This is a genomic window from Pseudomonas putida, from assembly GCF_028682455.1.
Taxonomy (GTDB): Bacteria; Pseudomonadota; Gammaproteobacteria; order Pseudomonadales; family Pseudomonadaceae; genus Aquipseudomonas; species Aquipseudomonas putida_AA.
The window spans coordinates 1373877-1390298 of sequence record NZ_JANHLD010000001.1; the positions used below are offsets into that span (position 1 = coordinate 1373877).

Sequence of the window (16422 nt, forward strand, 5' to 3'; positions counted from 1 at the left end):
CAGGAACGGCGATTTGACGTAGCTCAATGAAAGCGTCAACGCCGTGCTACAGAGCACTCACTCCAGTTCATACGCGTAGATTTTCTCGGCATCCATCTGGTAGCCGGCATCGGCCAGTTCGCTGCTGGTGTTCTTCACCTGCAACTGCCCTTCGATCCAGTAGGGTTGATACAGGTCCTCGACCCTGACCCCCATTTCGCTGACGATATGCACGATCTGGTTCGACGGTGGTGGCGGCACATGGATGCAGGCGCCGTAGTAGGGCACCAGCAGGAACTCGGTGGTGCGCCCCTCTTCACTGACTTCCAGGGGCACGATGTAGCCCGGCAACTTCACGTGTTGGCCATCCAGGGCCTTGACCACAGGGGCGTTCGGCACTTGCTGCTGAGCCGCTGGCGCTGACTCCGAGGCCAACGCGTCGCTCAGTTGCGCGAGGTCATGCATCGGCGCCAACTGCGCCTGGATTACCGGCGCGCCACTGGGAATCAGTTGCGACCATTCCAACGTACGTGGCTCGCCCGCCCATGAAGAAGTGGCCACCAGCAGCAGGATCAACGGCAAAAGGCGCGGCATCGAAATTCTCACAGGTGTATGGACAGGCCATCGGCCAAGGATTGCCGGTAGGCACGCCAGGCCGGCACGCTACCCATCAGCAGCGCGGCGCCCAGAATAATCGCCAACAGGCTCCATTCGTGCGCGCTGGGCCAGGCCAGCGGCAGGAACAGTCCGTAGTTGGCTTGTACATAGCCTTGGGCCAGGGCGATGCCCAGGTACAGCAGGCCCAGGCCAGCGGCGATACCGGCCAGGGCCAGGGCCAGCGCCTCGAGCACCAGCAGCCCGGCAATGTGCCACGGGCGAGCGCCGACCGAGCGCAGGATGGCCATCTCTCGTCGCCGCTCGTTCAGGCTGGTGAGAATGGCCGTGAGCATGCCGATCAGGCCGGTCAGCACCACAAACAACGAAACCACGAACAAGGCCTGCTCGGCCGTGCCCATCAGGCTCCACAACTCCTGCAGGGCGACGCCTGGGAGAATCGCCAATAACGGTTCGCCACGAAACTCATTGATCTCGCGCTGTAGGCTGAAGGTGGCGATCTTGTTGTTCAGGCCCAGCATGAACGCGGTGATGGCCGCAGGTGCAAGGTCCATGTTGCGCGCCTGCTCGGCGCTGACCTTGCCGGCACCACGAGCGGGAACGCCGTTGTGCCAGTCGATGTGGATCGCCTCCATGCCGCCCAGGCTGATATGCAGGGTGCGGTCCACCGGCGTGCCGGTACGTTGCAGCACACCGACCACGGTGAAGGGCTTATCGTCGTGCTTGACCAGGCTGATGGCGGCCACGCCGTGGGCCAGTACCAGTTTGTCGCCCAGCTTGTAGTGCAAGGCATCGGCGACTTCGGCACCCAATACCACTTCGAACGGATCGGTGGCGAAAGGTCGGCCCTGGGCCAGTTGCAAATTCTGTTTGCGACCGTACTGGTAATGCTCGAAGTAACTGGCGGTGGTACCCATCACCCGATAGCCGCGATGGGAATCACCGAGCGAGATGGGAATGGCCCATTTCACGCGTTTGTCATTGGCGTAGTGCTCATAGCTGTCCCAACGAATGTTGTTGGTGGCATTGCCGATACGGAACACCGAATACAGCAGCAGATTCACCGAGCCGGAACGGGCGCCGACAATCAGGTCGGTGCCGCTGATGGTGCTGGCAAAGCTGGCGCGGGCTTCGGTACGCACGCGTTCCACGGCCAGCAGCAGGCACACCGAGAGGGCGATGGCGAAGGCGGTCAGGAAGGCGGTAAAGCGGCGATTGGCGAGGCTCGCCAGGGCAAGACGAAGCAGGTACATCAGGCCTCCAGGTCATTGGCCGCAACGGCCGCGCGGTTGAGTTCGGCCAGTGACAGCTGGCGATCGAACAGCGGGGCCAGGCTCTGATCGTGACTGACGAACAACAGGCTGGAGCCGGCGTCCCGGCATTCGGCGAACAACAGGCGAATGAAGGCTTCGCGGGTGTCGGCATCGAGGGCCGAAGTAGGCTCGTCGGCGATCACCAGCTCCGGCTGGCCGATCAGCGCACGAGCGGCGGCAACGCGCTGCTGCTGGCCGATAGACAAACTGTCGGCGCGGCGAGCGAGCAGGGCCGGGTCTTTCAGGCCCAGGTGGGCAAGGAGTGTGGCGGCGGCCTGGTCGATGCTGCCATGGCGTTCGCATGCGCGGTGCGCGCGGCTGCGTGAGAAGCGGCAGGGCAATTCGACGTTTTCTCGTACCGAGAGAAACGGCAGCAGGTTGAACTGCTGGAAGATGTAGCCGGTGTGGTCGACCCGAAAGCGATCGCGGGCGGCCAGTTTCAACTCGCTCAGGTCCTGGCCGAGCAGGCGGACGCTGCCGCGGTCGGGTTTTTGAACCCCGCCCAGCAGACCGAGCAGGGTGGTCTTGCCGCTGCCGCTGGGACCTTTGAGAAACAGTGATTCACCGGCCTCAAGGCGCAAGGTGGGGATATCCAGCAAGGGGGCTTGGCCCGGCCAGGCAAAGCCCAGGTCGGTCAGTTCAATCAGTGCCTGGCTCATAAATGAACGCCCGGGTTACCCCGGGCGCTTCGCTGCAAAAGGGCGGTCAGAAGGTGATCGAGGCGTTGGCCGGGGTCGCTTCGACACCCTGCTGGCCATTGGGCCCGATCAGTTGTAGCTGAATTTTCTGGGTAGCGGGAAAGGCTTTGAACAGTGGGCCCAGGTCCAGGGTGGTGAGATGCTCGGGCTTCGCGCAGACGAGCCGGTAATGCGCATGGACCTCGCTGTGGCCGGCTTCGTGTGCATGGCCGTCGTCATCGGCTGCCGGCTTGTCACCAAACAGCGGGCTTTCAAGCGCCTGGTCAGACTCGCTGCAGTTGGCCGCCTTGGCCAGGGCGAACAGGGCCAGGGGCTTTTCCAGCTGGGCGCGTGCGGCGGCGACCTTGGCCTTGTCGGCATCGCTGCTGGCGGTGTGCTCGAAGCCAACCAGGTTCATCGCCGGGCTTTCCAGCTCCAGTTCCAACGCCTTGCCATCGAGGGCTACATTGAGACGGGCAACCCCGTGCTCATGTGCGGCGAGGCTGCCGTGGGCATGATCGTGGTCATGGTCGTGATCTTCATGGGCATGAGCGATGGCCAGGGGTAACAACGCGAACGGCAAGGCAAGCAGCAGACGACGCATGGGCAAACTCCACGAGGGCACGAGTATGATTTTGTGATGTTATAACAACTTGTTCCGTGCATGCCAGCGTGCTTGGCGGCAGATCGTCAGCGTGGGAGCATGGAGCCCGTCACTGAGCAGAGGAAAAGACCGTGCGAATTCGTGGACATATCGGCGACTGGCCGGTGGACCTGACCCTGGAACTGGACCCCGCGGAATGGGCGCAACTGGGTGGCCAACTCACGGCTGTGGCGCCGGTTGCCACTGCCGCTGCAGCCGCGTCATTACCCAACACGCGCCCGGACGATGCGCTGTGGCAGGCCGCACGGGACGTGCTGCGCAAGGCGGGGCAGCTCAATGGCCCCGCGTTGCTTGAACAGCTGGAAGGGCTGGCAGGTAACACCGCGGCGGGCAAGCGCCTGCTGGTGCGCTTGCGCCACAGTGCCGAAGTGAAGGTGGAAAGCGGCGCAGATGCGCCGGTATATCACTGGGTGGGGTGACCCGTCATCGCGGGGTGTAGGAGCGGGCTCGCCCCGCGATGCGCCTGCAGAATCAATACAAGGCAGCAAACAACTTGCGGCGGTACGTCCCCACCAGCGGATGATCGTTGCCCAACAGCTCGAACACCTGCAGCAGTGTCTTGTGCGGCAGTCCGCCCTCGTAGCCCCGGTTACGGCTGAACAGCTTCAGCAAGCCGTCCAGCGCCGCTTCGTACTGCTGACGCGACAGCTGCTTGATGCACAGCTGATAAGCTGCTTCATCGTCTTCGCCGTTCTGCGCCAGACGCGCCTTCAAGTCAGCGACTTCCGGCAGATTGGCAGCCTGGCGCAGGAAGGTCAGCTGGGCCTTGGCACCTGCAAGGGCGGCCTTGTGCTCATCACTCTTGACCGCGTCCAGTACGGTCTGCGCTTCACCCAGTTCGCCGCGTTCGGCCAGGCAACGGGCATACAGGATCAGCGCGCCGGCGTTGCTGTTGTCTTCACCGAGCAAGGCCTTGAGGGTGGCTTCGGCTTCGCTGAATCGACCATCGGCGAACAGTCCCTGGGCCAGCTCCAGAGGGTCGGCAGCGGCAGGCGGGGGCATTTGCACATGGGGCTCGAGCAGGGCGCGGATGGCCGACTCAGGCTGGGCGCCGGCAAAGCCGTCCACCGGCTGGCCATCCTTGAACAGCACCACGGTGGGCAGGCTGCGGATGCCAAAGCGGGCGACGATGTCCTGCTCGATGTCGCAGTTGACCTTGGCCAGCAACAGCTCGCCCTGGTAGCTCTCGGTGATCTGCGCAAGCAGCGGCATCAGCGCTTTGCACGGCGCGCACCACTCGGCCCAGAAATCCACCAGTACCGGTTTGTGGTGGGAGTTGGCGATCACCAACTGATCGAAATCGGCAACGGTGGTATCGAAAACGTAGGGGGTGTCTTGGCTCATCACAACTCTCGAAAATCGGTGAATGGCATCACTATAAAGCTCAGCGGCTGGCGTGGTACAGGCTGACCCGGCGGAATTCGTGGGGCTCGGCCAGGTCTGGCAAGGTCAGGGCTTCAAGCACGCCCAGCGGCTGGTACAACGGGTGACTGAAGTCCCGGACGCGCGAGTCGGCCACCAGTGCCTGGCGGCCTCGGCTGAGGAACGCATCGAGCAGCGGCAGGTTGGCCCGGTCATACAGCACATCCGCCACCAGAATCAGGTCGAAGCGGTCGGCCTCCTGAAAAAAGTCGCTGGAGTAGCTCAGCTCCACGCCATTGAGTGCAGCGTTGGCCCGGCAGGCATCCAGCGCCAGCGGGTCCAGGTCGCAGGCCACTACCTCCAGCGCGCCGGCCCGTGCGGCGGCAATGCCGGCGATGCCGGAGCCCGCGCCAAAATCCAGCACCCGCTTACCGGCCACCCACTCGGGGTGCTTGGCCAGGTAGCGCGCCATCGCCAGGCCGCTGGCCCAGCAAAAACTCCAGTAAGGTGGCTCGTGGAGGATGCGCCGGGTTTCTTCGGGGCTGAACTCGCGGTCCATGTTCTGCGCGTCGATCAGCCACAGTTTGAGCGCGCACTCAGGCAGCTCGCTGACCACCAGGCGGGCGTCGCCGAGCAGCTCGCCAAGGGCTAGTTGCAGGGGGGCAGGGGCCATCATGGCGCCTTTTCAAAGCGCAGCGGGCCGGTGGCCTGGGACTGGGCCTGGGAGATACGTACCGGCGGCAGGTGCAGGATCAGTTGCCCGGATTTGCTGGCGCGGCCACGCAACTCGACCCGGGCGCCGGCGGGAAAGGCCTCGGGGTTGAAGCGCAATTGATAGGGCAGGTCCAGGCCGTTGCCGTTCAGCGTGCTATTGGCGAGCAGGCGTTGTGGCCGACCGCGGTCATCGATGACCAGCAGGGCCAGTTCGACTTCGGCGCCAGCAGGGATGTTGAGCAGGGTGCCGCTCAGTTCGCGCTGATAGGCAGGCAAGGGGCCCAGCTCCTTGGTCTTGCTGGCGACCGGGGCTTTCGGTGCGGGTGCAGGTTGGGATTTGTCACTGCTGCAGGCCACCAGCAAGGCGGCACAACTGAGCACAACGAGCGCTCGAAATGGCATGGGGAATTCCTTCGCGGTGTATTTCCTCAGTGGATGGTAACCCCTTTGGCTTGTCTTGCCAGTGGGATGCGCTACCATGGCCCTCCCTTTTTTTGTTGCCTGCCACCATGCACTGTCCCTTCTGCGGTGCCAACGACACCAAGGTCATCGACTCGCGACTGGTCGCCGAGGGCGAGCAAGTGCGCCGTCGGCGCGAATGCGTAGCCTGCGGTGAGCGCTTCACCACCTTCGAGACCGCCGAACTGGTGCTGCCCCGTCTGATCAAGCAAGACGGCAGCCGCCAGCCCTTCGACGAAGAAAAGCTGCGCGCCGGAATGCAGCGCGCCCTGGAAAAACGTCCGGTCAGCGTCGAGCGCCTGGAAGCGGCGCTGGCGCACATCAAGCACAAGCTGCGAGCCACTGGCGAGCGCGAGATCAAGTCGCTGGTTGTCGGTGAGTTGGTCATGGCCGAGCTGCAAAAGCTCGATGAAGTGGCCTATATCCGCTTTGCCTCTGTCTACCGGCGCTTCCAGGACCTCAACGAGTTCCGTGAAGAAATCGACCGCCTGGCCCGTGTGCCGGCTAAAGAGTGAGCATGTCCAGCGAACGCGCGGTACTCGACGCCTACTATATGTCCCGGGCCCTGGAGTTGGCCCGCAAGGGCCTGTACTCGACTCACCCGAATCCGCGCGTAGGCTGCGTGATTGCCCGCGACGGCCAGATCGTCGGCGAAGGCTGGCATGTGCGCGCTGGCGAACCCCATGCCGAAGTCCATGCCCTGCGCCAGGCCGGTGAACTGGCCCGCGGCGCCTGCGCCTACGTGACCCTTGAACCCTGCAGCCACCACGGGCGCACGCCGCCTTGTGCCGAGGCGCTGGTCAAGGCCGGTGTGGCGCGGGTGGTTGCCGCCATGCAGGACCCCAACCCGCAAGTGGCGGGGCAGGGGCTCAAGCGTCTGGCCGAAGTGGGTATCGAGGTGGCCAGCGGTGTGCTGGAAGCCGAGGCGCGGGCGCTGAACCCGGGCTTTCTGAAGCGTATGGAGTTCGGCCTGCCATTTGTTCGCGCCAAGCTGGCGATGAGCCTGGATGGTCGTACGGCCATGGCCAATGGCGAGAGCCAGTGGATCACCGGGCCTGCTGCCCGCTCTGCAGTCCAGCGCCTGCGTGCCCGCTCGAGCGTGGTGCTGACCAGTGCCCAAAGCGTGCTGGCCGACAACGCACGGATGACCGTGCGCGGCGATGAGCTGGGCCTGGATGAACAGACCACCGCCCTGGCCCTGGCGCGCCCGCCGTTGCGCGTACTGATCGACGGGCGCCTGCGCCTGCCGCTGGATGCACCCTTCTTCAAGGCAGGCCCTGCGCTGGTGGTGACGGCATGTGCCGTCGATCCGCGCTACGCCGATGCCGGCCACGAGCTGCTGAGCCTGCCGGGCGAGGGCGGCAAGGTCGATCTGCCTGCGCTGCTGCATGAGCTGGCCGGCCGGGGCGTCAATGAAGTGTTGCTTGAGGCCGGTGCCGGCCTGGTCGGGGCTTTTGCCCAGCGCGGCCTGATCGATCAATACCAGATTTTTGTCGCCGCCAAGTTCCTGGGCTCCAGTGCCCGGCCTTTGCTGGACTTGCCGCTGAACCACATGAACGAAGCAGTACCCTTGAAAATTACCGAAATGCGCGCAGTAGGCGATGACTGGCGAGTCACTGCAGTGCCGAACCCCGCGGCCGGCGTATAATTTGCGGCTAGCGCCCTGCGCAGCCCCGTTCCCCAGGAGGACTTCATGTTCACCGGCATCATCGAATCGATTGGCAGCATCCGTTCGCTCACCCCCAAAGGCGGTGATGTGCGGGTGTATGTCGAAACCGGCAAGCTCGATCTGGGCGACGTCAAACTTGGCGACAGCATCGCCGTCAACGGTGTCTGCCTGACCGCGGTCGAGCTGCCAGGCGATGGCTTCTGGGCTGACGTCAGCCGCGAAACGCTGGATTGCACCGCGTTCGACGACCTGAAAAGCGGCAGCCGGGTCAACCTGGAAAAAGCCCTGACACCGACCACCCGCCTGGGTGGGCACCTGGTCAGCGGTCACGTCGACGGCGTCGGCGAAGTGGTTTCGCGCAGCGATAACGCCCGCGCCATCCAGTTCCGCATTCGAGCCCCCAAGGAACTGGCCAAGTACATCGCCCACAAGGGCTCGATCACGGTCGATGGCACCAGCCTGACCGTCAACGTTGTCGATGGCGCCGAGTTCGAACTGACCATCGTCCCGCACACCCTGGCCGAAACCATCATGGCCGACTACCGTCCAGGTCGTCGGGTAAACCTTGAGGTCGACCTGCTGGCCCGTTACCTGGAGCGCTTGCTGCTGGGTGACAAGGCCGCCGAGCCGAGCACCGGCGGCATCACCGAAAGTTTCCTGGCCGCCAACGGCTACCTGAAATCCTGATTTGAAAGGGGGTGCCGCGTGGCGCTCAACAGCATCGAAGAACTGGTAGAAGACATCCGCCAGGGCAAAATGGTCATCCTCATGGATGACGAAGACCGCGAGAACGAAGGCGACCTGATCATGGCCGCCGAGTGCTGCAAGGCCGAGCACATCAACTTCATGGCCAAGCACGCCCGTGGCCTGATCTGCATGCCGATGTCGCGCGAGCGTTGCGAAACGCTCAAGCTGCCGCTGATGGCACCGCGTAACGGATCGGGCTTCGGCACCAAGTTCACCGTCTCGATCGAAGCCGCCGAAGGCGTGACCACCGGCATCTCCGCCGCTGACCGCGCGCGCACCGTGCAAGCGGCCGCTGCGCGCGATGCCAAGGCCGAAGACATCGTCAGCCCTGGCCACATCTTCCCGCTGATGGCCCAGCCTGGCGGTACCCTGGCCCGCGCCGGCCACACCGAAGCGGCCTGCGACCTGGCGCGCATGGCCGGCTTTGAGCCGAGCGGGGTGATCTGCGAGGTGATGAACGACGACGGCACCATGTCCCGTCGCCCGGAACTCGAAGCCTTCGCCGCCGAGCACAACATCAAGATCGGCACCATTGCCGACCTGATCCACTACCGGATGATCCACGAACGTACCGTTCAGCGGGTTTCCGAGCAGCCGCTGGACAGCGAGCTGGGTCATTTCAACCTGGTCACCTACCGTGACTCGGTCGAAGGCGACGTGCACATGGCCCTGACCCTGGGCGACATCTGCGCCGAAGAACCGACCCTGGTACGGGTTCACAACATGGACCCGCTGCGCGACCTGCTGATGGTCAAGCAACCGGGGCGCTGGAGCCTGCGCGCCGCCATGAGCGCGGTTGCAGAGGCCGGCAGCGGTGTCGTGCTGCTGCTCGGTCATCCGCTCGACGGCGATGTGCTGCTGGCGCATATCCGGGAAAGCGCCGAGGCTTCCCAGGCCAAAACCCCGACCACCTACAGCACTGTCGGTGCCGGTTCGCAGATTCTGCGCGACCTGGGCGTACGCAAAATGCGCCTGATGAGTTCGCCAATGAAGTTCAATGCGATATCCGGATTCGATCTGGAAGTTGTAGAATACGTGCCCTCCGAATAAAGCAGGCGGTTTGTCGCGCTGCCATTCGTGTCCCAAACCCTCACAGGCCGCCTATTTGCGGCCTGGCTCTTTAAGATGAGAACTCCGCAATGACCCTGAAGACCATCGAAGGTACCTTCATTGCCCCCAAAGGTCGCTATGCTTTGGTGGTTGGCCGCTTCAACAGCTTCGTCGTCGAAAGCCTGGTGAGCGGTGCAGTTGACGCCCTGGTTCGCCACGGTGTCAGCGAAAGCGACATCACCATCATCCGTGCCCCGGGTGCCTTTGAAATCCCGCTGGTGGCACAGAAAGTCGCCCAGCAAAGCGAATACGCCGCGATCATCGCCCTGGGCGCCGTGATCCGTGGCGGTACCCCGCATTTCGAATACGTGGCGGGCGAGTGCACCAAGGGCCTGGCCCAGGTGTCCATGGAGTTCGGCGTACCGGTTGCCTTCGGTGTCCTGACAGTCGACTCGATCGAACAGGCCATTGAGCGTTCCGGCACCAAAGCCGGCAACAAAGGCGCCGAAGCTGCCCTGTCCGCTCTGGAAATGGTCAGCCTGCTGGCGCAGTTGGAGGCCAAGTGATTAGCGACGAAAGCGATCGTTTCAACCCGCGCGATCCAAAACCTGCGGATGCTGGCAAACCATCGAAGAGCGCCAAGCGTCGCGAAGCCCGTCAGCTCGCGACTCAGGCCCTGTATCAGTGGCACATGGCCAAGCAGTCGCTGAACGAGATCGAAGCGCAGTTCCGGGTCGATAACGATTTCACCGATGTCGACGGTGCCTACTTCCGCGAAATCCTTCATGGGGTTCCGGTGAAAAAGGCGGAGATCGACGAAGCGCTCAAGCCGTGCCTGGACCTGGCGCTCGAAGAGCTCGACCCGGTTGAACTGGCGGTTCTGCGCCTGTCCACCTGGGAGTTCATGATGCGCGCCGATGTACCGTATCGCGTCGTTATCAACGAAGGCGTCGAGCTGGCCAAGGTGTTCGGTGCCACTGACGGACACAAGTTCGTCAACGGTGTGCTCGACAAGCTGGCTCCACGGCTTCGTGAAGCCGAAGTCAAGGCGTTCAAGCGCTGATCCTGGCGCTTGCTGCTGATGGGTGAGTTCGAGCTGATTCGCCACTACTTCGCTGCCGCGCCCTGTGCGCAAGGCGGCGAAGCGGTCGCACTGGGCATTGGCGACGATTGCGCCTTGCTCAGCCTGCCGCCTGGCGAACAGGTGGCGATCTCCACCGACACGCTGGTGGCCGGGGTGCATTTCCCGGCTGTCTGCGATCCTTTTCTGCTCGGTCAGCGTTCGCTGGCTGTAGCCGCCAGTGACCTGGCTGCCATGGGGGCCACCCCAATCGGCTTTACCCTTGCCCTGACCCTGCCAGAGGTGCGCGCCGACTGGCTGCAAGCCTATGCCCGGGGCTTGAACCAGATGGCCCAGGCCTGCCGGCTCAGCCTGATCGGGGGCGACACTACCCGTGGCCCCTTGAGCCTGACCATGACCGTGTTCGGCCGGGTGCCGGCAGGCCAGGCCCTGACCCGCGGCGCTGCTCGTGCCGGTGACCTGCTGTGTGTCGGCGGCGAGCTGGGCAATGCCGCCGGAGCCTTGCCGCTGGTGTTGGGTGAGCGTCAGGCCGATGCAGCCATTGCCGACCCGCTGCTCGCCCATTACTGGTCGCCCAAGCCTCAGTTCGCGCTGGGGCAGGCGCTGCGCGGCAAGGCGACAGCGGCGCTGGATATCTCCGATGGCCTGCTGGCCGATTGCGGGCATATCGCCAAGGCGTCGCAACTGGCCCTGCAGGTCGAGCTGGATCGACTACCGTTGTCTGCTGCGTTGCAGGCGCTGTTGGGGCGTGAAGGTGCCCAGCATGCCGCGCTGACCGGTGGCGACGACTACGTCCTGGCCTTCACCCTGCCCGAAGCCGAGCTTGCACCTTTGCTGGCGGCTGGCTGGTCGATCCGGGTGGTGGGCCGTGCAATCACTGGTTCTGGCGTCAGCCTGGTGGATGGCCAAGGGCAAGACATCACCCCTACAACACGGGGTTATCAACATTTTAGGGAGCAACTGTGACCGATCACCCCAATCAGGTGCCTGCGGAGAACGTTCCGCCGTCGGTCTGGCGTAATCCGTGGCATTTTCTGGCCTTTGGCTTCGGCTCCGGGACCTTGCCCAAGGCACCGGGAACCTGGGGTTCACTGGTCGCTCTACCCTTCATCCCGTTGTGGCAGATGTTGCCCGACTGGGGCTATTGGCTGATGCTCGGCCTGACCATGCTGTTCGGCTTCTGGCTGTGCGGCAAGGTTGCCGATGACTTGCGTGTGCATGACCACGAAGGCATTGTCTGGGACGAGATGGTCGGCATGTGGATCACCCTGTGGCTGGTGCCCGAAGGGTGGCAATGGTTGTTGGCGGGCTTTTTGATGTTCCGTTTCTTCGACATCCTCAAGCCCTGGCCGATTCGCTGGGTTGACCGGCATGTGCATGGCGGCGTCGGTATCATGCTCGACGATGTGCTGGCGGGGGTGTTCGCCTGGTTGGGCATGCAAGTTCTGGTATGGAGTTTTACTTAAGGGAGTAAGGCGATGACTGGATGGCGATTGGGGCTGTTGCTGTTGGTCCTGGTGGCAGGCGTGGTGCGGGCGGCGGAGTCGTCACCTGCGACACCTGCACAGATCCATCTGGTCAGCGAGGAGTGGCTCGACTACACCAACGCCGATGGCTCGGGCCTGGCCTGGGACGTCCTGCGCAAGGTGTTCGAGCCTGCGGGTGTCAGCGTCCGTATCCAGAGCGTTCCCTATAGTCGAGCGGTCGGCCTGGTCAAGCGTGGCGAGGCCGATGCCTGGGTCGGTTCCTATAAAGAGGAAGAGCCTGAAAACCTCTACCCGCGCTGGCACTTCGACCTGGATCACATCTATGCCCTGGGGCTGGCGAGCAAACCGCTACCCACCTTGAGCAACCTTGGCCAGTATCGCCTGGCCTGGGTGCGGGGCTATGACTATCAGAACTACCTGCCCAACGTCGATCATTTCCGTGAAATCCAGCGCCGCGAAGGCATCCTGCCGATGCTTGAGCATGACCGGGTGGACTTCTACATCGATGCCCTGACCGAAGTCGACTATGTGCTCAACCAGGCGAGCGAGCCCGGGGAGTTTCGCCGTACGCACCTGGTCGAGCTGCCGTTGTTCCTGGCTTTTTCGCACACCGGCAAAGGCGAAGCGCTGCGCGCCTTGTTCGACCAGCGCATGGACAAACTGGTGGCCAGTGGCGAGTTGCGGGCGATCTTCAAACACTGGCAGCAACCCTATCCGTTCGATGAGGCCAGTACCTCACGGTAGGTGTTATCAAACTTCTGGATCGGTATGGCCAATAATTCAGCCTAAGCAGCACGGCGGCGCTGCTGATACAATCGCCCACGTCAATTTTCAAGTTACTGATCAGGAGCACAACGTGCCCGTCGTCTTTGTTGCCGCTTCCAAGCTGCCTACCCCCTTTGCGACTTTCACCATGCACGGTTTTCTCGATGAAGCCACCGGCCGCGAGCACGTTGTGCTCAGCCTGGGTGATGTGGCCGACGGGCAACCGGTACTGGGGCGCCTGCATTCCGAATGCCTGACCGGCGATGCCTTGTTCAGCCAGCGTTGCGACTGTGGCTCCCAGCTTGAAGCCGCCCTGCAGGCCATCGCCCGCGAAGGCCGTGGCGTGCTGTTGTACCTGCGCCAGGAAGGTCGTGGCATCGGCCTTTTGAACAAGATCCGTGCCTATGAGCTGCAAGATGGCGGCGCCGATACCGTCGAGGCCAACGAGCGCCTGGGCTTTGCTGCCGACCAGCGCGACTATGGCATGTGCCAGCCGATGCTCGAGCACCTGGGCGTCAAGTCGCTGCGACTGATGACCAACAATCCGCGCAAGGTCAAGGCGCTGACCGGTATGGGCATCCCGGTGGCCGAGCGTGTGCCACTGCACACCGGCCATAACCCGCACAACAAGCACTACCTGGCCACCAAGGCCGGCAAGCTCGGCCACATGATGGGCAACGAGCACCAGGGTGAGGCCGGTCGGGCGTGACCCGGGGGCAGGTTAAACGCCGTCTGGAACTGGCCTGGTGGCAGTACCTGGTAGTGGCGCTGGCACCTTTGCTGGTGTTTGCCTGGGCTTTCGGTGGCATCCAGGCGCTGATCCCTATCCTGGCCATGCCGGTGTTCATCGCCGGTGTGGCTTCGATGTTTCTGAGCCTGCCTCGTTTCGGTGCCTACAAGCGGGCGCTGATCGCCACCCAGAAAGCCCTCAATAGCCCTGAAGAACCGGCGGCCTGGGTCGAACTGGCCCGTGTCCGGCGCCTGAGCATGCTGTTCGCCTGCCTGCCGGCCTGGGTCTCGGCCCTGTCGGTATTCGTCGGCCTGGAAGCTGTGCCGCAGATCCTCCTGGCCATTTCCAGCGCGGTGCTGCTGTACCTCTACCGTATCCCGCGTCAGCTCGGCTGATGCGCGGCGCTCTGCTGCTGGCATTGCTGGCACTGGCCCTGCCGCTGGCGGCCGCCCCTCGGGTGGTCAGCCTGGCCCCCTCCCTGTCGGAAATCGTTGTCGAGCTGCATGCCACGGATCTGCTGGTGGGTGTGCTCGACGGCGGCGAGCGCCCGGCCGCCCTGGCAGCGCTGCCGTCGGTGGGGCGCTATGGCCAGATCGACATGGAGCGTCTGCTCAGCCTCAAGCCGGACCTGTTGCTGCTCTGGCCCGACAGCGTGCCAGCGGCCCAGCGTGACCAGCTCAAGCGCCTGGGCATCGCCACCTATAGCGCCGAGCCCCATGGCATCGATGAATTGATCGAGCAGATCGAGGCGATTGGCGCGCAGCTCGGAAGGGCTGAGCAGGGACAAAGGCGTGCGCAGCAGCTGCGTGAACAGGTGCAGGGATTGCGCGAGCGTTATCACCGCGAGCAGCCGTTGCGGGTGTTCTATCAGGTCTGGGACAAACCGTTGTACACCGTCGGTGGCGGGCAGATCGTCAGCGACGCATTGGCGGTGTGCGGCGCTCGCAATGTGTTCGCCGAGCAGACGCTGCCTGCGCCACAGGTCAGTGTGGAGTCAGTTTTGTTGCAAGATCCGCAGGTGATTCTGGCCGGCGACCAGGCCCAGCTCGACGCCTGGAAGGCCTGGCCGCAGGTCGATGCCGTGCGCAACGGGCGCCTGTTGCAAGTGCCGGACAAGGGCCTGGAGCGACCCAGCGGGCAGATGATCGAAGCGACGGCGCGATTGTGTCAGTTGATCGCGACTAAAGCGCCGGTGTCCAGGTAACGCCGAGCAGCCAGGTGCGGCCTTCTTCGCGGTAGCCATACTGCGTGCCTTCATAGCTATACAACGCGCGCGAATAGGCCTTGTCCAACAGATTGTCGACCTTGAGCTCCAGCTTTACCTCAGGATTCAGCGCCCAACTGCTGCGCAGGCCGAGCAGGCCGTAACCGCCAATCCTGTTGCGATTGGCTTCGTCGTCAAAACTGCTGCTGACCGCTTGCCAGCTGGCACCGAGGCCGAACTGGTCATACTGGCGGTCCAGATCAAGGCTCAAGGTGCGGCGGGCGCGACGGGCCAGGGTATGGCCACTGTCGCGGTCGCGGGGATCGATCAGTGCCAGGCCGAGGTTGCTCTGCCAACCCAACCAGGTTTGATGCAAGGCTGCTTCGAAGCCATTGACCCGGGCCGACGCCACATTGCGGGGAATCGAGTCGGCGCCGAAGATGATCGCGTCACGCAGGTCGGTGCGGTAGATCGAGGCTTCAAGGCGGCTTTCTTCAGTCAGCTGGCTGCGCCATTGCAACTCGTAGCTTTTCGAGCGTTCGGGCTTGAGGTTCGGATTGCTGTACTGGGGATAGTAAAGGTCGTTGAAGGTCGGGGCGCGGAACCCTTCGCTGTAGGACATCAGCAGGTCGTTGTCCGCATCGAGCGGCAGGGTCAGGCTGCCGCTCCAGGTGTTCTGTCCGCCGAACTGCTGGTTCTGGTCGCGGCGCAAGCCAAGCTCTGTGGAGAACCACTCGCCCTTGAAACGGTGCTGGACGAAGGCCGCCCGGTTCCAGCGGCTGTCTTCATCAAAATCGGTACTGCCGTGGACGCGGTCCTGATACCAGTCGGCACCGATCATCAGGCTGTTCTGCTCGTCGAACGTCAGGTCGTTCTGCCAACTGGCCGAGTCACGGTAGGTATTGAACTCGCTGGCGTCGTTGCTGAGTTTGTCGCGCTTTTTATCGCGGTTCTCGCTGTGGCCCAGTTCCAGGCGCGAGTACCAGTGTTCGTTGAGCTGGGCACCGAGGTAGGTACCCAGGCTGCTGACGGTGTAGTCGGTATAGGGGGCCTGGCCAAAGCTCTGGAATGTGTCCATGTCGAAGCGGCCGTACGGGTTGTCGTATTCACTGCGGCCACGGCTGTCGAGCAGGTTCAGGCCGGCCTCGACGTTGTCGTTGAAACTGTGGCTCAGGCTCAGGTTGAACGACTTGTTGCGGTACGCATCATGGTCGCCATCGCTAGGGTAGGAGGTGTGGCTCCAGTCAATACCGGCGCTTTCATCCACACTGGCGCCGAGGTTGAAGCGGGTGTTCCGATCGCCACCGGAAAGCCCCAGGCCGCGCTCCCAGCTCTGGTTGCTGCCGGCGGCCAAGCGCAGGCGCGGTTGTAGACCTTGCTGGGCACTACGCCGGGTGAAGATCTGGATCACCCCGCCAATGGCGTCGCTGCCATAGACCGCCGAACGAGAACCACGCAGTACTTCCACCCGCTCTATCTGGTCGACGTTGAGAAACTGCAGGCCGCTATCGCCGGAGGTGGCATTGGCGATGCGTACGCCGTCCACCAACACCAGGCTTTGGGCCGTCTTGCTGCCACGGATGTAGATGCCCGGTACGCTGCCGCGTCCGCCTGTTGGCGCGACCTGTACACCCGGCACCCGGCTCAGCAGATCAGTGACGCTGGAGGGTTGCAGGCGGTCGATGTCGTCGCGGGTGAATACCGTGTTGGCGGCACTGGTTTGCGTGCGGTCCTCGACCTGGCGGTTGGCGCTGATCAGTGTGTTGGGCAGCTTCAGGGCGCTGTCGCGGTCGATGGGGTCTGCCAGGAGGGGGGGGGGCAGGCACAGCAGGAGAGAAAGGCGAAGGAGCTTCATGGCAGTTCCAAAACTATCGCGGGGCAAGCCCGCTCCTACATTCTGCCGTAG

The 16422-nt window shown here is 63.5% G+C and carries 21 protein-coding genes; 13 read left to right on the forward strand and 8 right to left on the reverse strand.

Going from position 1 to position 16422, the window contains the following annotated elements; genetic code table 11:
* Positions 1–57 precede the first annotated feature (57 nt).
* Genes NPS58_RS06755 through NPS58_RS06770 form a run of 4 tightly spaced genes read right to left on the reverse strand, consistent with a single transcriptional unit; the run spans position 58 to position 3188 of the window.
* Positions 58–573 carry a DUF3299 domain-containing protein gene (locus tag NPS58_RS06755; protein ID WP_274114547.1) on the reverse strand — a complete coding sequence of 172 codons (516 nt, stop codon included), beginning with the start codon at positions 571–573 and terminating at the stop codon, positions 58–60.
* A gap of 8 nt (positions 574–581) precedes the next feature.
* On the reverse strand, positions 582–1847 hold the full coding sequence (locus NPS58_RS06760) for an ABC transporter permease (protein ID WP_274114549.1): 1266 nt from the start codon (positions 1845–1847) through the stop codon (positions 582–584).
* A complete protein-coding gene (locus NPS58_RS06765) occupies positions 1847–2566 on the reverse strand; it encodes an ABC transporter ATP-binding protein (protein WP_274114551.1) in 720 nt (239 codons plus the stop codon). The genes NPS58_RS06760 and NPS58_RS06765 overlap by 1 nt, the downstream gene beginning before the upstream one ends.
* Before the next feature lie 46 nt (positions 2567–2612).
* The gene (locus NPS58_RS06770) at positions 2613–3188 is read right to left on the reverse strand and encodes a DUF2796 domain-containing protein (protein WP_274114553.1); all 576 of its coding nucleotides are present in this window, start codon (positions 3186–3188) and stop codon (positions 2613–2615) included.
* A 131-nt stretch (positions 3189–3319) separates the two neighbouring features.
* On the opposite strand from NPS58_RS06770, the gene NPS58_RS06775 reads away from it, so the two are divergent.
* Complete coding sequence (locus NPS58_RS06775; RefSeq protein WP_274114554.1) at positions 3320–3667, forward strand: hypothetical protein; 348 nt, start codon at positions 3320–3322, stop codon at positions 3665–3667.
* A gap of 52 nt (positions 3668–3719) precedes the next feature.
* Here NPS58_RS06775 and trxA read toward each other — a convergent pair whose 3' ends face one another.
* The 3 genes from trxA to NPS58_RS06790 are packed head-to-tail and all read right to left on the reverse strand — an operon-like array spanning position 3720 to position 5726.
* A complete protein-coding gene (gene trxA, locus NPS58_RS06780) occupies positions 3720–4592 on the reverse strand; it encodes a thioredoxin (RefSeq protein WP_274114556.1) in 873 nt (290 codons plus the stop codon).
* Between the two features lie 40 nt (positions 4593–4632).
* Entirely contained in the window at positions 4633–5283 is a 651-nt protein-coding gene (locus NPS58_RS06785; protein ID WP_274114558.1) for a class I SAM-dependent methyltransferase, read from the reverse strand.
* Positions 5283–5726, reverse strand: coding sequence for a hypothetical protein (locus NPS58_RS06790; RefSeq protein WP_274114560.1), 444 nt, complete (start codon positions 5724–5726; stop codon positions 5283–5285). Before NPS58_RS06790 ends, NPS58_RS06785 begins: the two co-directional genes overlap by 1 nt.
* A gap of 107 nt (positions 5727–5833) precedes the next feature.
* On the opposite strand from NPS58_RS06790, the gene nrdR reads away from it, so the two are divergent.
* The 12 genes from nrdR to NPS58_RS06850 all read left to right on the forward strand — a co-directional run bounded on the left by nrdR (position 5834) and on the right by NPS58_RS06850 (position 14516).
* Positions 5834–6298, forward strand: coding sequence for a transcriptional regulator NrdR (nrdR, locus tag NPS58_RS06795; RefSeq protein WP_010222838.1), 465 nt, complete (start codon positions 5834–5836; stop codon positions 6296–6298).
* A gap of 2 nt (positions 6299–6300) precedes the next feature.
* The gene (ribD, locus tag NPS58_RS06800; RefSeq protein ID WP_274114562.1) at positions 6301–7431 is read left to right on the forward strand and encodes a bifunctional diaminohydroxyphosphoribosylaminopyrimidine deaminase/5-amino-6-(5-phosphoribosylamino)uracil reductase RibD; all 1131 of its coding nucleotides are present in this window, start codon (positions 6301–6303) and stop codon (positions 7429–7431) included.
* Positions 7432–7476: 45 nt separating this feature from the next.
* Positions 7477–8139 (forward strand): riboflavin synthase, encoded by a 663-nt coding sequence (locus NPS58_RS06805; protein WP_274114564.1) that lies wholly within the window; start codon positions 7477–7479, stop codon positions 8137–8139.
* A gap of 18 nt (positions 8140–8157) precedes the next feature.
* Positions 8158–9249 carry a bifunctional 3,4-dihydroxy-2-butanone-4-phosphate synthase/GTP cyclohydrolase II gene (ribBA, locus tag NPS58_RS06810; RefSeq protein ID WP_274114566.1) on the forward strand — a complete coding sequence of 364 codons (1092 nt, stop codon included), beginning with the start codon at positions 8158–8160 and terminating at the stop codon, positions 9247–9249.
* 89 nt (positions 9250–9338) lie between these two features.
* Entirely contained in the window at positions 9339–9815 is a 477-nt protein-coding gene (ribH, locus tag NPS58_RS06815; RefSeq protein WP_028944446.1) for a 6,7-dimethyl-8-ribityllumazine synthase, read from the forward strand.
* Entirely contained in the window at positions 9812–10312 is a 501-nt protein-coding gene (gene nusB / locus NPS58_RS06820) for a transcription antitermination factor NusB (RefSeq protein ID WP_028944445.1), read from the forward strand. Before ribH ends, nusB begins: the two co-directional genes overlap by 4 nt.
* Before the next feature lie 18 nt (positions 10313–10330).
* The gene (gene thiL / locus NPS58_RS06825; RefSeq protein ID WP_274114567.1) at positions 10331–11296 is read left to right on the forward strand and encodes a thiamine-phosphate kinase; all 966 of its coding nucleotides are present in this window, start codon (positions 10331–10333) and stop codon (positions 11294–11296) included.
* Positions 11293–11796: a phosphatidylglycerophosphatase A family protein gene (locus NPS58_RS06830; protein ID WP_028944443.1), complete on the forward strand. Its 504-nt coding sequence runs from the start codon at positions 11293–11295 to the stop codon at positions 11794–11796. The genes thiL and NPS58_RS06830 overlap by 4 nt, the downstream gene beginning before the upstream one ends.
* A gap of 12 nt (positions 11797–11808) precedes the next feature.
* Positions 11809–12561 (forward strand): substrate-binding periplasmic protein, encoded by a 753-nt coding sequence (locus tag NPS58_RS06835; protein WP_274114570.1) that lies wholly within the window; start codon positions 11809–11811, stop codon positions 12559–12561.
* Positions 12562–12673: 112 nt separating this feature from the next.
* Positions 12674–13291: a GTP cyclohydrolase II gene (gene ribA / locus NPS58_RS06840; RefSeq protein WP_010222848.1), complete on the forward strand. Its 618-nt coding sequence runs from the start codon at positions 12674–12676 to the stop codon at positions 13289–13291.
* Positions 13288–13707, forward strand: coding sequence for an MFS transporter (locus tag NPS58_RS06845; protein ID WP_274114572.1), 420 nt, complete (start codon positions 13288–13290; stop codon positions 13705–13707). The genes ribA and NPS58_RS06845 overlap by 4 nt, the downstream gene beginning before the upstream one ends.
* Positions 13707–14516 carry a cobalamin-binding protein gene (locus NPS58_RS06850; RefSeq protein ID WP_274114574.1) on the forward strand — a complete coding sequence of 270 codons (810 nt, stop codon included), beginning with the start codon at positions 13707–13709 and terminating at the stop codon, positions 14514–14516. Before NPS58_RS06845 ends, NPS58_RS06850 begins: the two co-directional genes overlap by 1 nt.
* Here NPS58_RS06850 and NPS58_RS06855 read toward each other — a convergent pair.
* Positions 14494–16371 (reverse strand): TonB-dependent receptor domain-containing protein, encoded by a 1878-nt coding sequence (locus tag NPS58_RS06855; protein WP_274114576.1) that lies wholly within the window; start codon positions 16369–16371, stop codon positions 14494–14496. The two genes, NPS58_RS06850 and NPS58_RS06855, sit on opposite strands and share 23 nt — an antisense overlap.
* Positions 16372–16422: the final 51 nt, after the last annotated feature.